The sequence below is a fragment of the Mucilaginibacter rubeus genome, from assembly GCF_003286415.2.
Taxonomy (GTDB): Bacteria; Bacteroidota; Bacteroidia; order Sphingobacteriales; family Sphingobacteriaceae; genus Mucilaginibacter; species Mucilaginibacter rubeus_A.
Genome location: NZ_CP043450.1, coordinates 4,976,189 through 4,998,055, shown reverse-complemented (window position 1 = coordinate 4,998,055; position 21,867 = coordinate 4,976,189). Strand labels below are relative to the sequence as shown.

Sequence of the window (21,867 nt, the reverse complement as noted above, 5' to 3'; positions counted from 1 at the left end):
GGAGCCAGGGGCTTATGAAATATTTAATTGTAGGTTTAGGTAATATTGGTCCGGAGTATGCGGATACCAGACATAATATAGGTTTTATGGTATTGGATGAACTGGCTAAGCAGGAGGGAACAAGGTTCCAAAACTCGCGCCTGGCTTATTATACCGAGGTATCGTTCAAAAGCCGTACCCTTTGCCTTATTAAACCTACTACTTATATGAACCTGAGCGGAAAGGCCCTGAGCTACTGGATGAAGGATCTGAAAATTCCGGTTGAGAATGTTTTGGTTATCGTAGATGACCTTGCCCTGCCGCTGGGCACCCTGCGTTTGAAACCTAAAGGCAGTGCCGCCGGGCACAATGGCCTTAAAAATATTGAGGCAGTGCTTGGCAATAGCAACTATGCGCGGTTGCGTTTTGGTATTGGCGATAATTACCCCAAAGGTCGTCAGGTTGATTTTGTACTTAGTGCTTTTGATAAAGATGAACAGCCCGAACTTCCCGCACTTATTGATCGCTCGATAGAAATGGTAAAGAGTTTTGCTACCATAGGTACCGAACTTACCATGACACGTTACAATAAGTAACATGGCTGTTACAAACTAATATTTTAGTTAAATTCCCGTTCAAATCATGATTCGCGTTGTAACGCGGCATGATGTTCTTACGTCTTGTAAACCTAAATAACCTTATGAAACAAATCTTACTAACGGTACTTTGCTGTTGCTTTTCCACGCTCTTATTTGCTCAAACAAAAACTCCCGCTGCTCCGGCAGTTCCCAATATTATTGTAAAAGGTATTATCATTGATTCGGCAATAAACAAACCAATGGGTTATGTTACTGTTGCCCTGCAGGATGCTGCTACCAAAGCTCCCGTAAAAAGCACCCTGGCAAAAGACGACGGTAGTTTTGAACTGAAAGCACCCGAAGGTAAAACATACCAGTTGGTAGCTGTATTTATAGGTTACGCAACTAAAACCATCGCGGTAAAGCTTACCGGTAATACATTTAACGCGGGCAGGATCCTGCTTTCGGCATCAAGCAAGCAATTGAAGGAGGTTACCGTTACCGCGGTAAGGCCCGTAATGAAACAGGAGGTTGACCGACTGAGCTATGACGTACAGGCCGACCCGGAAAGCAAATCTATCACCGCTTTGGATATGATCCGTAAAGTGCCGTTGTTGTCTGTAGATGGAAGTGATAATATTAAGCTCAGAGGTAACGATAACTATAAGATCCTGATCAACGGTAAAGAATCGGCCATGATGGCGAAAAATCCGTCGGACGTATTAAAATCGATGCCGGCTGCCAATATTGAAAAGATAGAGGTGATCACTACTCCTCCCGCAAAATATGATGCCGAAGGTTTAGCGGGTATCATCAACATCATTACCAAAAAAAATGCCGACCAGGGTTATAACGTAAATATTAACACCGGTTACAACAATGTTTTTGGCGAACGCGCTAATGTGAACGTAACTGTTAAGCAGGGCAAGTTTGGTTTTAGCGGCTACGCTGGATACAATCACAGGCCGGTGCAAACTTCAACTTTTGAAAACATTAGCAACTTTTATCATCCGCCATCATCACTTAGCCAAACCGGTACAAGAGGTAACGGAGCCAATAACGTTTATGGTAGCGGAGAGTTAAGTTATGAAATTGACAGCCTTAACCTGATTACCGGTATGTATGATTTTTATGACGGTAAGGGTAAGCAGCAAAACAACCAGGTTACCAGTATTAAGGATAGCGTTGACGCGGTTACCCAGTTTTACCGCTTATTTAATGCCGGAACCAGCACTTTTCACGGGTCGGATTTAGGCTTGAACTACCAGATAGGTTTCAGGAAGTATAAAGACCAATTGCTTACCGTATCTTATAAATACAATAACAATAATAATGGCCAAAACAATGGTGCTACTGTAGCTGCCGACTCCATTGGTAAAGCACCTACCGATTACAGGCAGTATAATAAATCGGGTTCAAAGCAGCATACTTTCCAGCTCGATTATATTCAGCCCCGCAAAGTATTAACGCTTGAAGCCGGTGGTAAAATTATTTTAAGGGATAACTACAGTAACTTTTTTACCGACCTGAAACAGTCTGACGGAAGCTATAAAACCGATGATAGCCAAACTAATGATTTTACCTACAATCAGGATGTTTACAGCTTGTACAACTCATACTCGGTAAAGCTTAGTAAATGGGCTTTTAAAGGTGGCTTGCGATTGGAGCACACCAAAGTAAATGCCGATTTTTCAACTACTAACAGTACCGTTAACCAGAATTACAATAATCTTGTTCCATCGGTATCTATTCAACGCTCGTTAAAAAGCAGCAGCCTTACCTTAGGTTATACCCAACGGATCCAGCGCCCGGGCATTTACCAGTTAAACCCTTATACCGATAGGACAAACCCACAATACGTTAACATGGGTAACCCTAATTTGAAAGCCGCGGTTACCAATAACTTTGAGCTGGGATACAGCAATTTTGCCAAAGGTTCCATTAACTTAAGCACCAATTACTCGTTTGCCAATAATACCGTGCAAAACCTGGCACGAGTTGATTCGGCAGGGGTAACCACCAATACTTACGATAACGTAGGCTCCAACAAAAACTGGGGCTTTGATGCTAATATCAATTATCCTATCACCCCCAAATTAAATGTAAATATTAATGCCGAGTTGTTATTTGTATGGCTTAAGGGTTACTATAATGGTTCGTTATACAAGAACAGCGGTAACCAGGGGCATGTTTTTACCTATACCAGTTACAAGTTTGATGGCGGTTACCGCGCGGGTGTAAACATAGGTTACGACAGCCGTTATGTATTGTTGCAGGGAAAGGATAATTATTACTTCTTCAGCTCCATCAGCGGAACCAAAACCATGTTTAAGGAAAAGGCTACCTTATCAGTAAATGTTAACAATCCCTTCAAAAAATTCAACAAACTCGACTTCTACACCAAAACTCCCGACTTTGATACTTACACTGCTAACAACAACTTTTACCGCACCATTAACGTGAGCCTGAGCTACAAATTTGGCAGGCTTAACAGTAGCATTAAGAAAAATCAACGTGGTATTAACAACGATGATACCAGCAGCGGAAGCCGCAATTAAAAAATATACAATTAACCCGTTGGGTGACAGAAATAAACGTTAAAAAGTGTTAAACGCATATTTTTCGCTGTCACACACGGGTATCTTAAACGTCTTATGACCAAAATCGCAATTATGAAACAATTTCTACTAACAGTGCTATGCTGTTGTGTCACGGGCATGGTGATGGGGCAGGCAGCAACACCGGCACCTGTTCAAAATATAACAGTTAAAGGTATCGTGATAGATTCGGCAGCCAACAAACCATTGGGGTATGGTACGGTGGCCTTGCAGGATGCCGCTACCAAAGCGCCCGTAAAAAGCACACTCGCCAAAGATGACGGCAGCTTTGAACTGAAAGCACCCGAAGGTAAAACTTATCAGTTGGTTGTTGCTTCGGTTGGATATGCAACTAAAGTACTTCCTGTAAAAATAACTGGTAAAACGTTTGATGCCGGACGCATTTTGGTAACAACATCAAACAAGCAGCTAAACGAGGTAACCATCACAGCCGTAAGGCCGGTAATGAAGCAAGAGGTTGACCGCCTTAGTTATGACGTGACTGCCGACCCTGAAAGCAAGGCCATTTCGGCATTGGATATGATGCGTAAAGTGCCCCTTTTAGCGGTAGATGGTGACGATAACATTAAACTGAAAGGCAGCGGCAAATACAAGATATTGATTAACGGTAAAGAGTCGGCATTGATGGCCAAAAATCCATCGGATGTGTTGAAGGCTATGCCTGCTACCAATATCGAAAAAATAGAAGTGATCACTACGCCGCCGGCAAAATACGATGCTGAAGGCTTGGCCGGTATCATCAATATCATTACCAAAAAAAATGCCGATCAGGGTTATAACGGCAGTGTCAACATGCGTTATAACAGTGTATGGGGGCCGGGTTATAACCTGAACATGACGGCTAAGCAAGGTAAGTTTGGTGTTTCGGGTTATGCCGGTTTTGGTAATCAGAAACGTAATACCAATACATCAAGCATAAAACAAACTTTCTTTAATCCCGAGTCAGAGATCCTGCAAACGGGAGAAAACTCGTTTGGCGGTAAATATCGCTATGCCAATGCCGAGTTGAGCTATGAAATAGACACCCTGAACCTGCTTACCGGCTCGTTTGAATACTTTCATGGCGAATTTGACCAGGATGGCTCACAACGGTCGGCTCAAACAAATGCAGCCGGTGCCCTTACCCAGGGATATAACCTGTTGAGCAACGGCTACAATCACGATCAGGGCCTCGACGCGTCTATCAACTACCAACTGGGCTTTAAAGGACATAAAGATGAGTTGCTGACTTTATCGTACAAATACAGCTACGGGCCAAGCAAAAACTTTACTGATAACCAATTTTCGGAGAGGGTTAATTATTATAACGCCCTTCAGCCCGATTTCAGGCAGTATAATAATGCCGGTAACCGTGAACATACATTCCAGTTAGATTATGCCTACCCGTTAAAAAAAATCAGTATTGAGGCCGGTGGTAAAGTTATCCTCCGTAACAACTTCAGCGATTACAGGCGTGAGGATAAAGATTCAACGAGCTCTGTTTATAACGTGAATGCCGGGCAAACCGGTGAGTTTGATTATCACCAGGATGTGTACAGTGCCTATAACTCGTACCAGTTAAAATTTGATAAATGGACAGGTAAGGCCGGTGTACGTTTAGAACATACCCAGGTAAGCGCTGTGTTTACGGGTACGCCGCTTGATAAAAACTATAACAACCTTATTCCGTCGGTATCTATCCAGCGCTCGTTGAAAAGCAGCAGCATTAGCTTAGGCTTTACCCAGCGTATTCAAAGGCCGGGTATTTACCAGTTGAACCCTTTTATTGATAAATCGAACCCTAAATTCATCAGTACCGGTAACCCGGATCTGAAACCTGAACTGAACAATACTTTTGAATTAAACTACAGTAATTTCTCAAAAGGATCTATCAACGTAGGTTTGAGTTATGCATTCTCTAATAACGCCATCCAGAATGTGACCAGCCTGATTCAAAACAACATGGGCGATCATATTGATACGGTTACTTTTACTACTTACCAAAATCTGGGCAGCAACCGCTCGTTAGGATTAAACCTCAATACCAATATTTCCATTACTAAAAAGTTTACGGTTAATATCAACGGACAAATTTCACATATCTGGCTAAAAGGTACCTATAACGGCCAGTTTTATAAAAATGATGGCTATACAGGTAACGCTTTCGCCAACATCGGCTATAAGTTTGACGGTGGCTACCGTGTTGGTTTGGATGCTGGTTTCTTTAGCGGCGATGTTACCTTACAGGGTAAATCAAGCAATTTTATTTATAACTCTTATGTTGTTTCAAAAGAGTTCCTGAGTAAAAAGCTGACAGTATCCTTAGTGGCCAACAACCCATACAGCAAGTACCGTACTTTCCGGTCGACTACCCACACAGTTGATTTCGATCAGGAATCGTTATATCATAACCGCTACCGCCATTTCGCTATCAGGCTTAACTATAAGTTTGGTAAGCTGAGCAGCGATATTAAAAAGAACCAGCGCGGTATTAACAATGATGATACCAAAGGCGGCGGCAAAAGCAGCAGCGGTGGCAATGGATAATTGTTAACAGATATTTGTTAGCAAGCTGTTCAAAGTCTCCGGACTTCGAACCAATAAGCCTGTAGTTACAAACTACAGGCTTATTGGTTTAATCAGTAAATTTACCCCATGAAAGTTTACGGAATAACCAATTGCAATACAGTAAAAAAAGCCCTCGACTGGCTTAAAGAAAATAAGGTAGCTTACGATTTTCAGGATTTTAAAAAGCTGGGTGTAAGCACCGAAAAGCTACAGGAATGGGATACTAAGGCCGGCTATGAAAAGTTCATGAATAAACAGGGCCTCACCTGGAAACAGCTTGATCCCGCTGTTAAAGAAAGCATTAAAACTAATACTGATGCGCTGCAATTATTACAGCAAAAAACCAGTATGATCAAACGCCCTGTTATTGAAGATAATGGTTTCCTTTTCTTCGGCTTTGATGAAAAGGTTTATGCTGATCATTTTTTGGGGAAGTAATTTAATTGGGGTAGGGTTCATGTTATGAACGCCTAATAAAAAGCAAGTCATTACAGCTCCTGCAATGACTTGCTTTTCTTTAATTCATTATTCCTTTTTGAATACCGCTCCGCCGTTGTTGGTGTTGTCACCAACAACTAACCGTCATGCATAATATTAACTCAATTAAATTCGGTCAGGTATCTAAATGTCTATGGACAAAATAAACTTTGATTATCACCCGCAATTCTTTACGGCGACAATTTTAGAATGGAGGCCATTGTTAACGGAGGATGTGTATAAGGATATTATTATAAAAAGTTTGTTGTTTCTAAAAAACGAAGGAAGCATAATTATTTATGGTTTCGTGATAATGCCTAATCATATCCATTTGATATGGCAGATACAGGATGGGCATACTCGTGATTTAGTTCAGATGCGTTTCTTGAAATTTACTGCTCAGCAAATGAAATTCAGGCTATTGGATACTGATGACGATAGGTTATCCTTATTTCTTGTTAATGCTAAAGATAGGAAATATCAATTTTGGGAACGGAATTCATTGAGCATTGATCTATGGAGCCCCAAAGTTTTTATGCAGAAATTAGATTATATACATAACAACCCTTTGCAGGACAAATGGAAATTGGCTCAATACCCGGAAGATTATAGATATTCATCTGCAGGATTTTATCAGAAAGGTGTAGATGAGTTTGATTTAGTTACTCATTATGCCGGATAGGTAGTTGTTGGTGACAACACCAACAACGGCAGGAAGACCTATAAAAAGCAAGTCATTACAGATACTGCAATGACTTGCTTTTCTTTAATCATTTTTCTTTTTTGAATACTGCTTTGTATAACAGCTTAAGCAGGGCTTTCTTATCCCGGGTTGGGTTAAATATATATTGGGTTTTATTTACCCTTAAATAATCAATTTTTTCGCCGTTATAATTCGGTACAACTTTTTCGCCGGTTGCAATGTTGGTAATGTTATTTCTTAAGAAAAGCTCATCGGTAACCATGTTGCTTAGCATGGGGGTGTAGTAATAGCAATCCTCAAAAAAGTAATGCGTCACCTGCGACCATCTTGATGAACCTTCCTTTAAAACCGGCATACCGCCATGCAGGATATTGCTCGACCAGATTAGCATATCACCCTTTTTCGCGTGAAAAATTTTCCTTTCAAAAGGGCTTACCTTTACTATTTCTTCTATAAAGTCTTCGTATTCATTATAATTGTCATAGTTGTTGCTGGTGGCATTTTCTTTAATTTGAGCAAAATTGTATTCAGGTAAACGGTGTGAACCCGGGTAGTAAAATAGAGGGCCGTTTTCGTCATTTATATCTTCCAGAGCTACCCAAACACCACACATAAACTTGGCCGGTAACGAGCTAAAGTGGATGGTATCAGAATGGGCGAGTTGTTGTGTACCCTCACTAAAATTTAATGTTTGAAAGGGAATAGGCTTCCTGCCATATAAAGTTTCCAGCAATTTAAGGAGGGGAGGGTAAGAAGCTAAATCTTTGCAAGGTTCTGAAACCTCCCAAAAATCCTGGACCCGGGTTTTGGTGCGATGCGTTTTTATAGGGAAGTTGGTGTCGAAAGCCTTATTTTCTGTTTCTTGTTGAACTTTATCAATAAGGTCGGCAGGGAAAAAGTTGCTTAATGCCGTAAAGCCATTTTCGTGATAATCAATACACAGTTTTTTTTCTTCGGCACTTAGATTTTTTGTCTCGAGGATCTTATAAAAAAACGGCGATTCGATCCAGGGGAAGTTCGATTTGATCATAGGTAATTAGGATGGTTATGGTTATTTATTTTTTAACCTTTACGTTTTCTATGGCACAAACGTAACATAAAAAGTTAAAGTATATGTTTTGAAATAATAATTAGACCTGCCGATGATAGACAACTTCTGGTTAAATCTACTTTACATATAGATATTGCTGACGAATTAAATTATTTAATAAAACCGTAACAATCGTTTTACCAGTCCCTTGCATTTACCTAATTTGTAGTATACTTGTTCTTTTACTCAATAGATTGACTGAACATGAAATTAAAACTGATGGCAGGTTGCAGCCTTGCCTTTATGTTGGCCGCGAGCGCCACTTACGCGCAACAGCCAGCGCCTCCCACCACTACAACACCCGCCGGATCTGTTTATGATTATCACGAAACTTTTGGTCCTGGGTTTTATACTAAAAACGGTACCGAATTTCGCGCAGCAAGCGGAGAACCAGGATATAAATACTGGCAAAACCGTGCCGATTATCAGTTGGCTGCCAAACTGAACGATCAAACCAATGAAATTACCGGTTCAGAAGTTTTAACTTACACCAACAATAGTCCGCAAACATTAGGTTTTATGTGGATGCAACTGGATCAAAACTTGTTTAAGCTTGATTCACGTGGTACTGCCATTGTTCCGCCTGCGGGTAGCCGCAACTGGGGCCGTGGCGAAGCATTTGACGCCGGTTATAAAATTAAGTCGGTTAAAGTTGCAGGCCTGAAAGGCGAGTATGTTGATGTGAAGTTCCTTATCACTGATACCAGGATGCAGGTTTTCCTTCCAAAGGAAATTGCAGCCAACGGTGGCCAGGCTAAATTGAAAATTGAGTATTCATTCGTTTCTCCAAACTACGGATCAGACCGTATGGGTTACTTGCAAACTAAAAATGGTAAAGTTTATACCATTGCACAGTGGTACCCACGCGTATGTGTATATGATGATGTAATGGGCTGGAACACCTTACCGTACAGCGGTCCGGGCGAGTTTTACCTGGAATATGGTGACTTCGATCTGAACATTACTGCTCCTGCAAACCACATCGTTGTGGCATCTGGCGAATTATTGAACCCACAGGAAGTATATACCCCTGAACAATTGAAACGCTGGGCAGCCGCCGAAAAAAGCGAAAGCACGGTGATCATCCGCTCGGCTAATGAGGTTACCGATCCAAAATCACGCCCTGCCGGTAAAGCCGAATTAACCTGGCACTTTAAAATCAAAAACGCGCGTGACGCATCATGGGCTTCATCTGCCGCGTTTATTGTTGATGCTGCAAAGATGGATTTGCCAAGCGGTAAAAAATCAACCGCGATTTCAGCTTACCCGGTTGAAAGCGATGGTAACGATGCATGGGGCCGCTCAACCGAGTATGTAAAAAAATCTATCGAGTATAACTCGTCAAAATGGTTTGAGTACCCTTACCCTGCTGCTACAGCAGTTGCCGGTATTGTAGGTGGTATGGAATACCCTGGTATCGTTTTCTGCGGATCTAAAGCTAAAAAAGCAAGCCTTTGGGGCGTTAACGACCACGAGTTTGGCCATACTTGGTTCCCGATGATTGTGGGTTCAAACGAGCGTATGTACGGCTGGATGGACGAAGGTTTCAACACTTTCATCAACACCCTGTCTACAGCTAATTTCAACAATGGCGAGTACAAAAGCACCCGTGTGCCTGATATGCATGCCACTGGCAGTAACTTCACCAGGCCAGATCTTGAGCCTATCATGAGCCAGCCGGCCAACCTGAAAGAAAGAAATACAGGTACCCTGCTTTACTCAAAACCAAGTGCTGGTTTAGTATTACTGCGTGAGCAGATTTTAGGCCCTGAGCGTTTTGATTTCGCGTTTAAAACGTACATCAACCGCTGGGCATTTAAACACCCAACTCCTGACGACTTTTTCCGCACTATGGAAAATGCTGCCGGCGAAAACCTGCAATGGTTTTGGAGAGGCTGGTTCCTGAACGACTGGCGTTTAGATGTTGCCGTGAGCGATGTGAAATATGTTGATAACGATCCGACTAAAGGCGCGTTGATCACTTTAGATAACCTGGGTAAAATGGCAATGCCGGTTATCCTGGAAATCAAAACCAAAAGCGGTAAAGTTGAGCGTATGAAACTTCCGGTTGAAATCTGGGAACGTTACGCGTCATGGACATTCAAATATCCATCAACCGAAGAAATTGAATCGGTTACTTACGATCCGGACAAAGTATTGCCTGACTACAATCAGGACAATAACGTTTGGAAAAAATAACTTCTTTCTAAATTCCATTAAAGGGAGAAGATTTCGAAGAAACGGCGGTGAGTTAAAAACTCATCGCCGTTTTTTGTTGGTTATATCGGGGATTTTGGACGGCTATAGTGTAACAATGAAGTTCAGCTGACAAACAATTACGGCTGCTACTGTTAATTTTACAATATCAAACACAAACTATTATGAAAAACAAAGTATGGTTAATAACAGGCTGCTCAACCGGTTTCGGCCGGGAACTGGCAAAACTTGTTTTACAGCTGGGTTATAAAGCAGGTGTTGCTGCCCGTAATACCGATGATGTGAAGGACATTGTTGAAGGTTATCCTGAAACCGCGGTAGCATTAAAACTTGATGTAACAAAGCCAGAGGAAATTAAAGCTGCTGTTGAAACCGTTACGCAGAAATTCGGCACTGTTGATGTATTAGTTAACAATGCCGGTATCGGTTATTTCGGCGCTATTGAAGAGAGCGAGGATGAGGAAGTACGCCGCATGTTTGAGATTAACTTTTTTGGCCTTGCAGCCATGACCAAAGCTGTATTGCCAATTATGCGCGCTCATAAAAGCGGACATATACTTAACATAGCTTCTATTGGTGGATTGGTTGGTTTCCCTGCAGTAGGTTTTTATAATGCTACTAAATTTGCTGTCGACGGGTATTCTGAAGCCTTGGCTAAAGAAACAAAACATTTAGGCATCAAGGTTACAGTTATCGCTCCAAGCGGTTTCCGTACCGATTGGGCAGGCAGATCAGCTAACAACAGCAAAATTGTTATCGATGATTATAAAGAAACTGCGGGTACCAACAAAAACAATATCCGTGGCTACAGTGGCAAACAACCCGGCGATCCGGAACGTGCTGCCAAAGCTATTGTTGATGCTGTTGAAGCCGAAAATCCGCCGTTACGTTTGTTGTTAGGTAAGGCGGCCTTGAAAGGCGCACGTAACAAGCTTCAGGAATTACAAAAGGATTTTGATACCTGGGAAGCAACTACGGTAGGTGCTGATTTCCCTGAAGGGGAATAAAGGTTTTACTTTAACCTTTACAGATTTAAATATCTTCTTCATTTTAAAAATCCCCTCTTGAAAGGGGGCGCGTAGGAATGAGTGGCAGCAGGGGGGTGTTTCTGCATGCGATAAGCAAAGCACAGTAACACACCCCTCCACCCCTCTCAAGAGGGGAATCACACAATTCCGCGCTTTTTTCATATGACGTGGACAACCTACTAATGTCTGAATTCAAGCCATAGACGATTAAACCTATATTAGGTCTTCAGTTTTTCGTAAATTACATTCATAAAAAACTGAAACTCATGGGACTGATTGTAATTGTAGCTTATAAGCCCAAACCGGGCAAAGAGGAAGCACTTAAACAATTAATGAAAACGCATCTACCGCGTCTTAAACAGGAGGGTTTGGTAACCGACCGTGAATCTATCATCATGGAAGCAGCTGATGGTACCATCATTGAAGTTTTTGAATGGTTAAGCGCCGAAGCTATTGCCAATGCGCATAGCAATAAAGCCGTGCAGCAAATGTGGGGAGAATATGCCGAGGTGTGTGATTACGTTCCTTTAAACACGCTGAAAGAAGCCGGCGATATGTTTGCCGGGTTTAAGCCTGTTAATTGAGGTAACACCCTTTACCCCATTTGCAGCCGTTCGCTCTTTAGTTTCTTCTGCACGTCCTGCTTATAATTGCGACCGATAGGCAACTCATACCCGGCAACATCTATACTATAGGCATAAAAAGAATCTATTTTGTTGAGCGCAACTATAAATGAGCGGTGAATGCGTACAAACCTGTTTTCGGGCAGCATTTCTTCCAACAAGCTGATCTTTTGCCGTGTGATATGCGTCTGATTATTTACGGCCACTACTTTCACATAATCGCGCAGGCTTTCTATCCATAGAATATCATTGATATTTACCTTGATCGTTTTTCTATCTACCTTCAAATAAATGAATGTATGCGCATCGCTTACCGGCTCCTCATGAGTGATCAAGGGTTTACTCTTATGCTCGTTAAGCTGGTAAATTTTATCAACTGCCCGCAAAAACCGTTCGAACGAAATAGGTTTGAGCAGGTAATCAACAGCGTTTAATTCAAAACCGTCAAGTGCATATTCGCTGTAGGCTGTGGTGAATATTACCTTGGGCGGATTCTTTAGGCTTTTCAGCAAATCTGTTCCTTTTATTCCAGGCATCTGGATATCGAGGAACATCAGGTCGATAGGTTTTTGTTGTAGCAGCCTGAAAGCCTGGATACCATCGGTACAAGTGGCGGTAACCTCCATTTCGCCGAAGCGCGCAAGGTAGTTTTTCAACACCTCAATGGCATGGGGCTCATCATCAACTATGAGGGTACGTATTTTCATGCGGTTATCATTTGTTGTGTTGCGGATTGTTTTACGGTTTTCAGATCGAGATCGAGCGCCACAAAAAAAGTATCATCTTCGTTTACAATCTTCAGCCGTGACGAATGAGGATAAAGCAGGTCGAGCCTTTTGGTTACATTTTTTAAACCGATATGCCCGGGCGTATTGCTTGTATCAACAGGATGATCGGGTTTGCTGTTGGCTACCTTTAGCTTAAAATGGTTTAACGTAACACTTATATCAATATTGATCCAGGTAGCGCCAACTTGCTCGCTGGTGCCATGCTTAAAAGCGTTTTCAATAAAAGGCAATATCAGCAGCGGTGCTATGGTTTTATCCTTCAAATTACCGGTTATGGTAAAGTTTATATCTATGCGGTCTTCATACCGGAGCTTTTCCAGTTTTACGTACTGCTGCATCATAAACACTTCCTTCTCTAAAGGAACTTCATTATCGGAGCATTCATAAAGCATATATCTTAACAGATCTGATAGCCCGATGATAGCTTGTGGTGATTTTGGCGAGTTGTTAAGACTTAAAGAGTAAAGGTTATTAAGCGTGTTAAATAAAAAGTGTGGATGTATCTGGGCTTTCAGCGCATTGAGCTCGGCTTCCAAAGCGGCTTGTTTGCGCTCATACCACATTTTAAACAGCTTAATTGCAATCACAAAACCCGTAAACAGGTTGGTACCTTTAAACGAATTTACCAGGCTTTGTCCGTCCATTAACTGCTCAAAAAACGGACGCTGGGTCGATGCTATATAACCGGCATCGGTAACATGCATCACCCGGATGAGGTAAGGAGCAACAAAAAAGATCCCGATTGTGCGGCTGATGAACATACAAGCAAACACCAGCGGGATCAGCATCAGGAAAAACATCACATAGCGCTTTTCAAAAACATATTTGGGGATCAGCCAATAGGCAATGGCATAATAATAAGCAATTTGTATAGGCATATACAAAACGTTATTACGCATGGAAACCCAAAAGTTGGTTTGGAACGAATAAAGTGTCGTGATGAAAAACGATACAATCACCCAAAATATCACATGCTGCCAAAAACGCGGCAGCCTGACATTGTTGAGTATGATATCGAAGCCATTATTCATAATGCTAATTTACTGTAAAACAGTTTAATTGAATGATTTCTTAACCAGAAGTGCGACAAACGGCAATCAACTAATGACGAACAGCCGGGAAGAAGGCAGTTACCATCGCTTTCTACTGTCGAAAGTTTATTCGTCGTGTTAAAATGCAGTTTATCGTAACTGGAAGGTAGTGTGCATACATTGCTTTTATACCATTTTAAAGCCGCTTAATTTTAGTTTATAAATTAAAAAATAACGCCATGAAGAAGTTAATTATCACAATTTGCATCCTGGCATTTGCAGCAGCTGCAGTGCAGGCTCAGAATAAAATAACAAATACACACGGTTTTTGGGTGGTAGAACACAACGTTGATTTACCCCGTGTACAAACCGTTAGATTTTATAATGATAACAATAAGCTGATGTACGAGGAAACGGTTTACAACAAGCTCAATATCAAAAGGAAAAGGACCCGCCTGGCGCTTGATCAGATATTGGACAGACTAAATGAGCGCACCGCATATATCGAAAACAAAAACCTGGTAATGCTAAGCCTTAATTTAAGGAATTAAGATTTTTTTAAATATACGTTTAAGAAAACCGGTAGCCAACGCGAGGTATGGCGCCGGTTTGTTTTTTACCACCGTTTTGTCTTTCCGCTTTCCGTCGGCAGGTAAGCTTCGGGTGAAAGCGAGCAGAACAATGGTGGGCTGTGTGGCTGTAGGGCATAGCAAGTTTTTGCAGAAGGAAGGCAATGAGCGAGCGAAGCAGGGCAAAATAATTGCAGCCCGTGGTTCTGCCCGATTTGCAGGGCAAAGGCCCAGAGCGTAAAGAAGCCTATCTGCCGACTTGATTTTTGGTTCTTTTTATCAAGAAAAAGAACAAAGCCAACCCGCGGCGATTGAGCGGGCCAATGATATCGTATACAGCTAAATTTGTTGTTTATCTTGAAGTCCCGCTAACAGGGTTAATATTCCAGGTATTTCTCCACCCGGACGGCTACCGAATCTCCTTCAGCATATTTCCCTGTTTCTTCGCTCAAAACCCGTAGGATAATATCACCATGCTCAAGGATCAGATCTTCATAAAAACCTTTAAATAATACCTGTTTAACAACCCAACTGCGGGTAGCCGCTATTAATTTGATTTTGATATGTTCAGGGTAAATAACCGCGTATTCTTTTGATAATTCAATGCCGCAGAGTTTTGCTTCAGCAGCATTAAGTACGTTGCAGTTGCTGAGCAACTGGGCGGTATAAAGAAATTTAGGATGTTTATATAGCGCTTTCGGATTACCGTGCTCAACTATTTCACCTTTGTTGAGTACAATAAGTTCGTCGGCCATTGAGAGTACTTCGGCTGGATCGTGCGATACCATGATTACCGTTAAGCCGGTTTCTTTAACAATCTGCCTGATATCATGCTGTAAACCTTCCCTGAATGACGTATCAACCTGGTTAAAGGGCTCGTCGAGCAGTAATACTTCTGGGTGGGTGATAATGGCGCGCGCAATGGCTACACGTTGTTTTTCGCCACCGCTCAGATCGGCAACCCGCTTATCAGCCATAGCAAACATATTAAGTTGCTTTAGTACCCTTTCGGTTTTTTCTTCTTTAGCTTTAAGATTGGTTGCGGGGAGCATGGCCGCTACGTTATCCCAAACTTTTGCAAAAAGGTTGAGATCATCGGTATGCTGGGTAACCATTTTCATGGCGTCATGACCGGGGATCAGCTTCTCTTCTGGCCCCCAAATGCGTTCGCCCTTAAAATAAACTGTACCCTCATCAGGAGAAAGTAATCCGTAAAGTAACCGAAGTAAAGTGCTTTTACCGCTTCCGCTTTCGCCAATAATCGCGGTGATCTTGCCCTGTTCTATAACCAATCCGGTCTTTTTTACACCGGATTGCTGTTTCCCAGGATATATTTTACTTACGGCAACCGCCTGCAAAAAAGGAATATCTGACATCAAGGGCAAAGATAAACGTTTGAACCATGATTTGCCTGATTTAAGGATTAAAGGATGGAGCAGGTCATTTACCTATCATGATAATCCTTAAATCCTAAAAATCATGGTTCAGCATAATGGTTCAGGAGCTTAAAAACCAAATGTTAACCCAAACGAGAAGTTCCTCAGACCTTTTTGATCGGGACTGTTTTCAAACATATCGTTGAAGTAATATTTGGCATACAGGCCCATAATACCGTAACCCATGCGTACAAACACCCCTTTGCGAAGTTTGGCAAAATGGTAATCATCATTAAATTTCTGCTTACCATTTTCTTCACTGATCTGTTTTACGCGACCGTTTAGCAAGATCCCGATCTCCGGACCTGCAACTAACCTGAAGTAATTTCCGCGGTCGTCTTCATGGCTACGGTAGTAAAAGGATAGGGGGATACGCAAATAGCTTGATGAAAAACGGTTTTTGCTGTAATGGATACTGTCCTGTACGTAGGTTAAAACAGGGGCGTTACGCTGTATGGTAATATCATTACGCAGGCGGATATGCGTCCAGTCGAACCCGCCGGAAACATAGATCTTGAAAGCGCTGTTAAAACGGTAACCAAATTGCAGCACATCAAAACCAAAATTGCTGGTTTTCCACTGGCGATAGCTCAGGAACTTATTTTTGTCAGACAGGGTAAAGCTGCCGTTATCCACCAAAGTAGCAAAGCCAAGGTCGATCCTTGAAAAGGTTACACCGAATGAAAAGCCAGGCGCTTTGTGAGCATGGTAAGCGGTATCGGACCTGTCATTGTTAATATTAACCTGTGCCACATCATCACCAAAGCCAAGCTTTACTTTGACGTGCTTTTTATGGGTGGTAGTGTCTGTAGCGCTTTGTGAAGAATCGGCTGGGGTGCTTTGGGCGAAAACAAAACTCGCAGCAAGGCACATTATGATGGTAAAAGTCAGGCGTTTCATATTATTGTGGTATAACTATCGTTCGCTAAAATATTATTTGTCTTTGTCTTTTTTTACTTTAATAAAGCCGAGGTTTAAGCCGGTAATGGTGGCATCGTCTTCATCGGTATTGCTAAATTCAATCACTTTGTCTTTACGTTTATCAACAGCGGCAATTACCACATTAAAAACATCGCCGAGGCTACGGATCCGATGTTTTTTAACAGGTTTTGCAGTTGCCGGAGCAGGCTGTACAGGTGTTTGGGCTATTAACACGGGCTGTGTTTTTTCGCTGTTGATAAGGGTTGCCTTTGGGCTGATCTTTGTTGTTGTATCCGGGGCGGCGGTTTTAACAACATGATAATCTGCGGCAGGGTCGCTTGCAAATAAAGGTTCACCTTCATGGGCGATTACAGGTGGTTGAGCAGAGGTTGCTGGCTGTGGTATGGCTGGCGTCAAATTGTTTTTTGATTTAATTTTCCTGGTTTGTGCAATGTTGTTAACTGGTGCTATAACCGGATTTGCAGGTACTTTGTTTTGGGCCGGGGTTGGAGGCACCACGGGCTCAATTTTAACTGCTACAGGCTGTTTTATTGGTTCATGTGTTTTAGCTATTTCTGTTGAATGATGCTTGTCGTTATCCTTAACCGGCTGCTTAGGAATAAACAGGAGCCCCGCGGTAATCAGCAATATTACACCAGCTGCCGCGCTTAGCAATGGCAATAATATTCTTTTACGCTTATCGGCGTTTAACTCGGTGCTGATATCCTGCCACACCCGGGCCGATGGTTGTATTTCCAGGTTATCAAGCTTTTGTTGAAACAGCCTGTCCAGTTCCTTATCCTGCATATCCATAACTTTTGCCCTCCATTTTAGCAATTTGTTCTTTCAATATTGTACGAGCCCTTGATAGCTGCGATTTAGAGGCACCCTCGGTAATGCCAACAATTTCTGCTATCTCCTTGTGTGAATAACCTTCCAGCGCGTAAAGGTTAAACACTATCCGGTATCCCGGCGCAAGTTGCTGTATCATGCCCATCAGCACCTTTGCATCAAGATTGGCCGCGGCCAGGGGATTAACAGACGGCTCATGCCCTGCCTCTTGAATATCAATTACCTGCATCATTTTGTGATGTTTACGATAATACTCAATTGAACTGTGAACCATAATGCGCCTAACCCACCCCTCGAATGATCCGTCACCCCGGTAATCATCCATCTTTTTGAACACCCTTATAAAACCATTTTGCAACATGTCTTCGGCCTCCATGCGGTCGGTAGCGTAGCGCATGCATACCCCCAGCATTTTTGAGGCAAACTGTTTATAAAGCAGTTCCTGCGCCTTTCGCTCGCCGGCCCGGCAGCGGTCTATCAATTGCTGAATGGTATATTTAGGTTCCAAAAACATCATTTATAAGTAAGATGGTAGAGTGATGTAAATGGTTGCATGGTGGTGTAAATATTTTGATAAATAGTTTCAGTGGTAGAAAATCGAGTTAAATAGAAATGTAAGAATAGATATTTTATTTGATGCTTTTGTGTATATTTATTAAAATTTGTGTGTATGAGGACGAATGTAGATATTAATGATGAGCTAATAGCTAAGGCTCAGAAATTGGGTAATATAAAAACGAAAAAAGCTGTAATTGAAGAAGCTTTGAAATTATATGTAACAATCGAAAATCAAAAGAAGCTTGCTGAATTATGGGGAAAGGTTGAACTTGATGATAAGGCTTTTGAATAATGGACATCATTTTGGTAGATACGTCCGTATGGGTCAATTTTTTTAAAGGAATTGAAACAGAATCGAGCAAATACTTGAAGAATAATCTTGCGAATATTGTAGTAGCAACATGCCCTACAATAGTACAGGAAATCTTGCAAGGTATTGTTTCTGAATCAGAATTGAGGAAAGTAAAATCTTACTTTGATAGTATGACAAAATTGGTTGAAGATCCTTATAAAATTACTGTTCAAGCGGCAACTTTATATAGGGATTTGAGAAGAAAAGGGGTTACCATTCGTAAAGCCAATGATTGCTTGATAGCTTTATATGCAATAAATAATAAGATAGCTTTACTCCATGACGATAAAGATTTTCACTTTATAGCCCAGAACTCAACTTTAAGAACAGTAGAGTTCAATTAGCCTTTTATTTCTTCTCCCTATACCTTTTATAAATCTTAACGGCGATCATCAAAATCACACCTAAAGAAACTATTCCTACTACGCCAAACACCCAGCTTAAAGTATCTTTTTTTACAGCGAGGAAAACAATGGCAAATAGAAAAATGGTTGCGAGTTCGTTCCAAAGGCGTAACTGGTTTGACGTCCATTTGAAAATGCCTTTACGCATTTGTTTTATTTTGGATTCGCAAATGTGATGATAGCCTACCAGGCCAATTACGAAAGCCAATTTGATATGCAGCCATGGCATTTTTAACCATGCCGGATATAAATACAGCATGGTACAACCCGCCAATATGGTAAGCAACATGGATGGTTTGGCTATAACGTTCCATAGCCTGCTTTCCATAATTTCAAATTGTTTGGAGAGAATGGTGCGCTCGGGTTCGGGTTTATCCTGTGCTTCGGTATGATAGATAAACAGGCGCACAATATAAAACAGCCCCGCCATCCAGCAGACTACAAAAATGATGTGTATAGCGAGAAAGTATTGGTACATTTGCCCCCCGGCCCCCTAAAGGGGGAGTTTTTTAGCGTTAAAATTACTGGCGATTAGAATCCCCTTTTGAGAGGGGAGCTATAGAAAAGAGCGTTAGCAGGGGTGTGTTTCGTCCGCGTTCTTATCGCCTGGTTAACACAACCCTACACCCCTCTCAAGAGGGGAATCGCACTTCCCAGCCCTCGCCGGATTATTTATTCTTAGTTTCTGTATTCTTTTATCACTTCCACCGCGTACTTCACATTATCAAACGGGATATCAGGCATAATGCCGTGACCCAGGTTAAAGATGAAGCCATTTTCGCCTTTCATACGGTCGAACAGGCGATAGATGCGTTCTTTAATTACTTTTTTATCGGCATAAAGAATATGCGGATCAAGGTTGCCTTGCACCGCTACGCCTGCCGGTAAACGTTTTTTGATATCTAACAGATCAACATTCCAGTCGATTGAAATTACATCCGGTTTAGCTTCGGCCATTAACGGTGCGAAAACCGAACTGCCTTTACAGAAAGAGATCACCGGGATATCTTTACGGTTTAGCTTGCTGATGATCTCGGCAATATAACGGTGACTAAATTCTTTATAATCATCCCATGCTAAAGCCTGTGCCCAGCTGTCAAAGATCTGTACTGCATTTACACCAGCTGCAATCTGCATATTCAGGTAATCTGCTGTAACAGTTGCTATTTTTGATAAGAGCTGATGGGCCATTTCCGGCTCATTGTGCAGCATTAATTTGGTGCGTTTAAAATCTTTTGATGATCCGCCTTCAACCAAATAGCTCATTACGGTAAATGGCGCTCCTGCGAAACCGATCAAAGGAATACGACCTGCAAGACGTTGCTGAATAACTTTGATAGCATTGCCAACATATTGAAGTTTGTCCAATACATCTGTTTGCAGGTTATCAATATCTGCCTGTGTACGTACCGGATTAGCAAACAGCGGACCAACGCCTGCGTTAAAGCTCAGGTCGCCGCCCATGGCTTCGCCTGTTACCAGGATATCTGAAAATAAAATTGCACCGTCAATTCCCAACAGGTCAACCGGTAGCATGGTAACATCGGCAGCAATCTCCGGTGTTTTACACATTTCAAGGAACGAGTATTTGTTTTTAATGTCCCAATACTCTTTCATAAAGCGGCCTGCCTGCCTCATCATCCAAACCGGCGGGCGTTCTGTTTGCTCCGAAAATGCCGCTTTTATTAATAACGAATCTCTCATATTTTGGTTAGATACAAGAAGTCAAGAATCAAGAGCCAAGAAGATAACGTGTTTCTTCCTAATTCTTGCTTCCTGACTCTTGCCGTCTTGTTTTCTTACTTCCTTGTCTCCCGACTTTTTTATCTTGAATCCTGTCTCTTAAAGTCTTGACTCTTCTTTCCTGGCTCTTTTTTCAATTCCTGCTGAAGGCGGCTTATCACCTCCTTCATTTTGGCGGTTATTTTTTCTTTGTGCTTTTCGGCTAATTGCAGGTAGGCTTTGGCTTTTTCAAGGTTGCCGCGCCTGATGCTGATATTAGCCACGCTAACTAAGGCGGCTACGTGATCATTAACCGAACGTAAAGGGTACTGTGCCGCAATTTCATAATGTTTCTCGGCCTCCTCAAACTCCTGCCTTTGCAGACATAAACCGCCGTATATAAACTCATAATATCCCCTGCGGTTTTTGCTGAGCCATTCGGGTTTCATAATCTCCTTTAGTGAGGCAGCTGTTTTGTCATAATCCTTTACATGAAAATGTTTGGATGCAACAATTAAAGTACCCTGTCTGAAATAATCCCAGATAAGCAGGATGATCATCATTGCCGCTACTGCTGCAAGCTCATAAACACGGAAATACATCAACACACCTAACGACAGCAGAAATATAAACGCAATGAAAATACGTATCCTGTTACTGAACATTAATGCTGGTTATCGGTAAATTTATAGCCTACACCGCGGATAGAGTGAAAATAAACCGGGTTTTTAGGATCTGGTTCAAAATACTTGCGGAAGGTTAAGATAAAGTTATCGATAGTACGGGTTGACGGATAAACGTCATAGTTCCAAACGGTTTCCAGGATCTGCTCACGTGATACGGCGTCATTACGGCGCTCAATCAACAATTTAAGCAACATGGTTTCCTTTTTGGTAAGGGCGGTAATTGAGCCATCTTCATTAACAAGTTCAAACGAGTTAAAGTGGATGGTTTTATCGCCAATCTTATAGCTGTTAAACTCTTTCAGGTCTTCACCTTTCAGGCTGCGTTTTACCAGGTTGTTCACCCTTAAAATAAGTTCCTCAAGGTTAAATGGTTTGGTAAGATAATCGTCAGCTCCTTTTTTCAGACCCGAGATCTTGTCCTCATTGGTGTTTTTTGCCGTAAGGAACATGATAGGTACTTCTGTATTTTCAAGCCTGATGGTTTCCGCAACAACGAAGCCGTCAATTTCGGGCATCATTACGTCAAGTATTACCAGGTTAAAACGCTCTTCTTTAAACAGTTGTAAAGCTTTTTTGCCGTTTTTAGCCGGAGTTACCTTGTAGCCTTCCAGCTCAAGGTTAAGCTTAATTGCTTCTAACAAATGCTCTTCGTCTTCGGCCAATAAAATCCTTTTTTTGTTTGGCATGC

The 21,867-nt window shown here is 41.9% G+C and carries 21 protein-coding genes and 2 pseudogenes; 11 read left to right on the top strand and 12 right to left on the bottom strand.

Going from position 1 to position 21,867, the window contains the following annotated elements; all coding sequences use genetic code 11:
- Positions 1–14: 14 nt before the first annotated feature.
- The 5 genes from pth (at position 15) to DEO27_RS19680 (ending at position 6,881) form a co-directional block, all read left to right on the top strand.
- Positions 15–575 (top strand): aminoacyl-tRNA hydrolase, encoded by a 561-nt coding sequence (gene pth, locus DEO27_RS19700; protein WP_112572917.1) that lies wholly within the window; start codon positions 15–17, stop codon positions 573–575.
- 104 nt (positions 576–679) lie between these two features.
- Positions 680–3,115 carry an outer membrane beta-barrel family protein gene (locus DEO27_RS19695; RefSeq protein ID WP_190295144.1) on the top strand — a complete coding sequence of 812 codons (2,436 nt, stop codon included), beginning with the start codon at positions 680–682 and terminating at the stop codon, positions 3,113–3,115.
- Positions 3,116–3,229: 114 nt separating this feature from the next.
- Positions 3,230–5,701: a TonB-dependent receptor domain-containing protein gene (locus DEO27_RS19690; RefSeq protein ID WP_190295142.1), complete on the top strand. Its 2,472-nt coding sequence runs from the start codon at positions 3,230–3,232 to the stop codon at positions 5,699–5,701.
- A 108-nt stretch (positions 5,702–5,809) separates the two neighbouring features.
- A complete protein-coding gene (locus DEO27_RS19685; RefSeq protein ID WP_112572923.1) occupies positions 5,810–6,160 on the top strand; it encodes a Spx/MgsR family RNA polymerase-binding regulatory protein in 351 nt (116 codons plus the stop codon).
- 193 nt (positions 6,161–6,353) lie between these two features.
- Positions 6,354–6,881, top strand: coding sequence for a transposase (locus DEO27_RS19680; RefSeq protein WP_112572925.1), 528 nt, complete (start codon positions 6,354–6,356; stop codon positions 6,879–6,881).
- Between the two features lie 88 nt (positions 6,882–6,969).
- On the opposite strand, the gene DEO27_RS19675 is transcribed toward DEO27_RS19680, so the two are convergent.
- Positions 6,970–7,932: a phytanoyl-CoA dioxygenase family protein gene (locus DEO27_RS19675; RefSeq protein WP_112572927.1), complete on the bottom strand. Its 963-nt coding sequence runs from the start codon at positions 7,930–7,932 to the stop codon at positions 6,970–6,972.
- A gap of 264 nt (positions 7,933–8,196) precedes the next feature.
- Here DEO27_RS19675 and DEO27_RS19670 point away from each other — a divergent pair, with 264 nt between their 5' ends.
- The 3 genes from DEO27_RS19670 (at position 8,197) to DEO27_RS19660 (ending at position 11,821) form a co-directional block, all read left to right on the top strand.
- Entirely contained in the window at positions 8,197–10,191 is a 1,995-nt protein-coding gene (locus tag DEO27_RS19670; protein ID WP_112572929.1) for a M1 family metallopeptidase, read from the top strand.
- A gap of 182 nt (positions 10,192–10,373) precedes the next feature.
- Complete coding sequence (locus tag DEO27_RS19665; RefSeq protein WP_112572931.1) at positions 10,374–11,216, top strand: oxidoreductase; 843 nt, start codon at positions 10,374–10,376, stop codon at positions 11,214–11,216.
- Between the two features lie 287 nt (positions 11,217–11,503).
- The gene (locus tag DEO27_RS19660) at positions 11,504–11,821 is read left to right on the top strand and encodes a hypothetical protein (protein WP_112572934.1); all 318 of its coding nucleotides are present in this window, start codon (positions 11,504–11,506) and stop codon (positions 11,819–11,821) included.
- Positions 11,822–11,832: 11 nt separating this feature from the next.
- On the opposite strand, the gene DEO27_RS19655 is transcribed toward DEO27_RS19660, so the two are convergent.
- Together DEO27_RS19655 and DEO27_RS19650 are read right to left on the bottom strand one after the other, a co-directional pair.
- Positions 11,833–12,567: a LytR/AlgR family response regulator transcription factor gene (locus DEO27_RS19655; RefSeq protein WP_112572936.1), complete on the bottom strand. Its 735-nt coding sequence runs from the start codon at positions 12,565–12,567 to the stop codon at positions 11,833–11,835.
- Positions 12,564–13,679, bottom strand: a complete 1,116-nt coding sequence (locus DEO27_RS19650; protein WP_112572938.1) for a sensor histidine kinase — start codon at positions 13,677–13,679, stop codon at positions 12,564–12,566. Before DEO27_RS19650 ends, DEO27_RS19655 begins: the two co-directional genes overlap by 4 nt.
- Before the next feature lie 239 nt (positions 13,680–13,918).
- Between DEO27_RS19650 and DEO27_RS19645 the strand changes: the two genes are divergently transcribed.
- Positions 13,919–14,230: a hypothetical protein gene (locus tag DEO27_RS19645; RefSeq protein ID WP_112572940.1), complete on the top strand. Its 312-nt coding sequence runs from the start codon at positions 13,919–13,921 to the stop codon at positions 14,228–14,230.
- An 885-nt stretch (positions 14,231–15,115) separates the two neighbouring features.
- Here the strand turns inward: DEO27_RS19645 and DEO27_RS32025 are convergent.
- From DEO27_RS32025 to DEO27_RS19625, 5 genes and pseudogenes are all read right to left on the bottom strand, one after another.
- Positions 15,116–15,181: pseudogene (locus DEO27_RS32025) on the bottom strand (hypothetical protein); the annotation flags it as partial.
- A pseudogene (locus DEO27_RS32020) lies at positions 15,175–15,624 on the bottom strand (ATP-binding cassette domain-containing protein); the annotation flags it as partial. The pseudogenes DEO27_RS32020 and DEO27_RS32025, both read right to left, overlap by 7 nt.
- 129 nt (positions 15,625–15,753) lie before the next feature.
- Positions 15,754–16,584 (bottom strand): outer membrane beta-barrel protein, encoded by an 831-nt coding sequence (locus DEO27_RS19635; protein WP_112572946.1) that lies wholly within the window; start codon positions 16,582–16,584, stop codon positions 15,754–15,756.
- 33 nt (positions 16,585–16,617) lie between these two features.
- Positions 16,618–17,412: a hypothetical protein gene (locus tag DEO27_RS19630; protein WP_146750058.1), complete on the bottom strand. Its 795-nt coding sequence runs from the start codon at positions 17,410–17,412 to the stop codon at positions 16,618–16,620.
- Positions 17,402–17,971, bottom strand: coding sequence for an RNA polymerase sigma factor (locus DEO27_RS19625; protein WP_112573023.1), 570 nt, complete (start codon positions 17,969–17,971; stop codon positions 17,402–17,404). Before DEO27_RS19625 ends, DEO27_RS19630 begins: the two co-directional genes overlap by 11 nt.
- A gap of 156 nt (positions 17,972–18,127) precedes the next feature.
- On the opposite strand from DEO27_RS19625, the gene DEO27_RS19620 reads away from it, so the two are divergent.
- Complete coding sequence (locus DEO27_RS19620; RefSeq protein WP_091166939.1) at positions 18,128–18,307, top strand: type II toxin-antitoxin system VapB family antitoxin; 180 nt, start codon at positions 18,128–18,130, stop codon at positions 18,305–18,307.
- Complete coding sequence (locus DEO27_RS19615; protein WP_112572950.1) at positions 18,307–18,711, top strand: PIN domain-containing protein; 405 nt, start codon at positions 18,307–18,309, stop codon at positions 18,709–18,711. The genes DEO27_RS19620 and DEO27_RS19615 overlap by 1 nt, the downstream gene beginning before the upstream one ends.
- Before the next feature lie 4 nt (positions 18,712–18,715).
- Here DEO27_RS19615 and DEO27_RS19610 read toward each other — a convergent pair whose 3' ends face one another.
- The 4 genes from DEO27_RS19610 to DEO27_RS19595 all read right to left on the bottom strand — a co-directional run bounded on the left by DEO27_RS19610 (position 18,716) and on the right by DEO27_RS19595 (position 21,865).
- Complete coding sequence (locus tag DEO27_RS19610) at positions 18,716–19,249, bottom strand: CopD family protein (RefSeq protein WP_112572952.1); 534 nt, start codon at positions 19,247–19,249, stop codon at positions 18,716–18,718.
- 200 nt (positions 19,250–19,449) lie between these two features.
- Entirely contained in the window at positions 19,450–20,475 is a 1,026-nt protein-coding gene (gene hemE / locus DEO27_RS19605; RefSeq protein ID WP_112572954.1) for a uroporphyrinogen decarboxylase, read from the bottom strand.
- 119 nt (positions 20,476–20,594) lie between these two features.
- Positions 20,595–21,158, bottom strand: coding sequence for a hypothetical protein (locus tag DEO27_RS19600; protein ID WP_112572956.1), 564 nt, complete (start codon positions 21,156–21,158; stop codon positions 20,595–20,597).
- On the bottom strand, positions 21,158–21,865 hold the full coding sequence (locus DEO27_RS19595; protein WP_090529686.1) for a response regulator transcription factor: 708 nt from the start codon (positions 21,863–21,865) through the stop codon (positions 21,158–21,160). The genes DEO27_RS19600 and DEO27_RS19595 overlap by 1 nt, the downstream gene beginning before the upstream one ends.
- Positions 21,866–21,867: the final 2 nt, after the last annotated feature.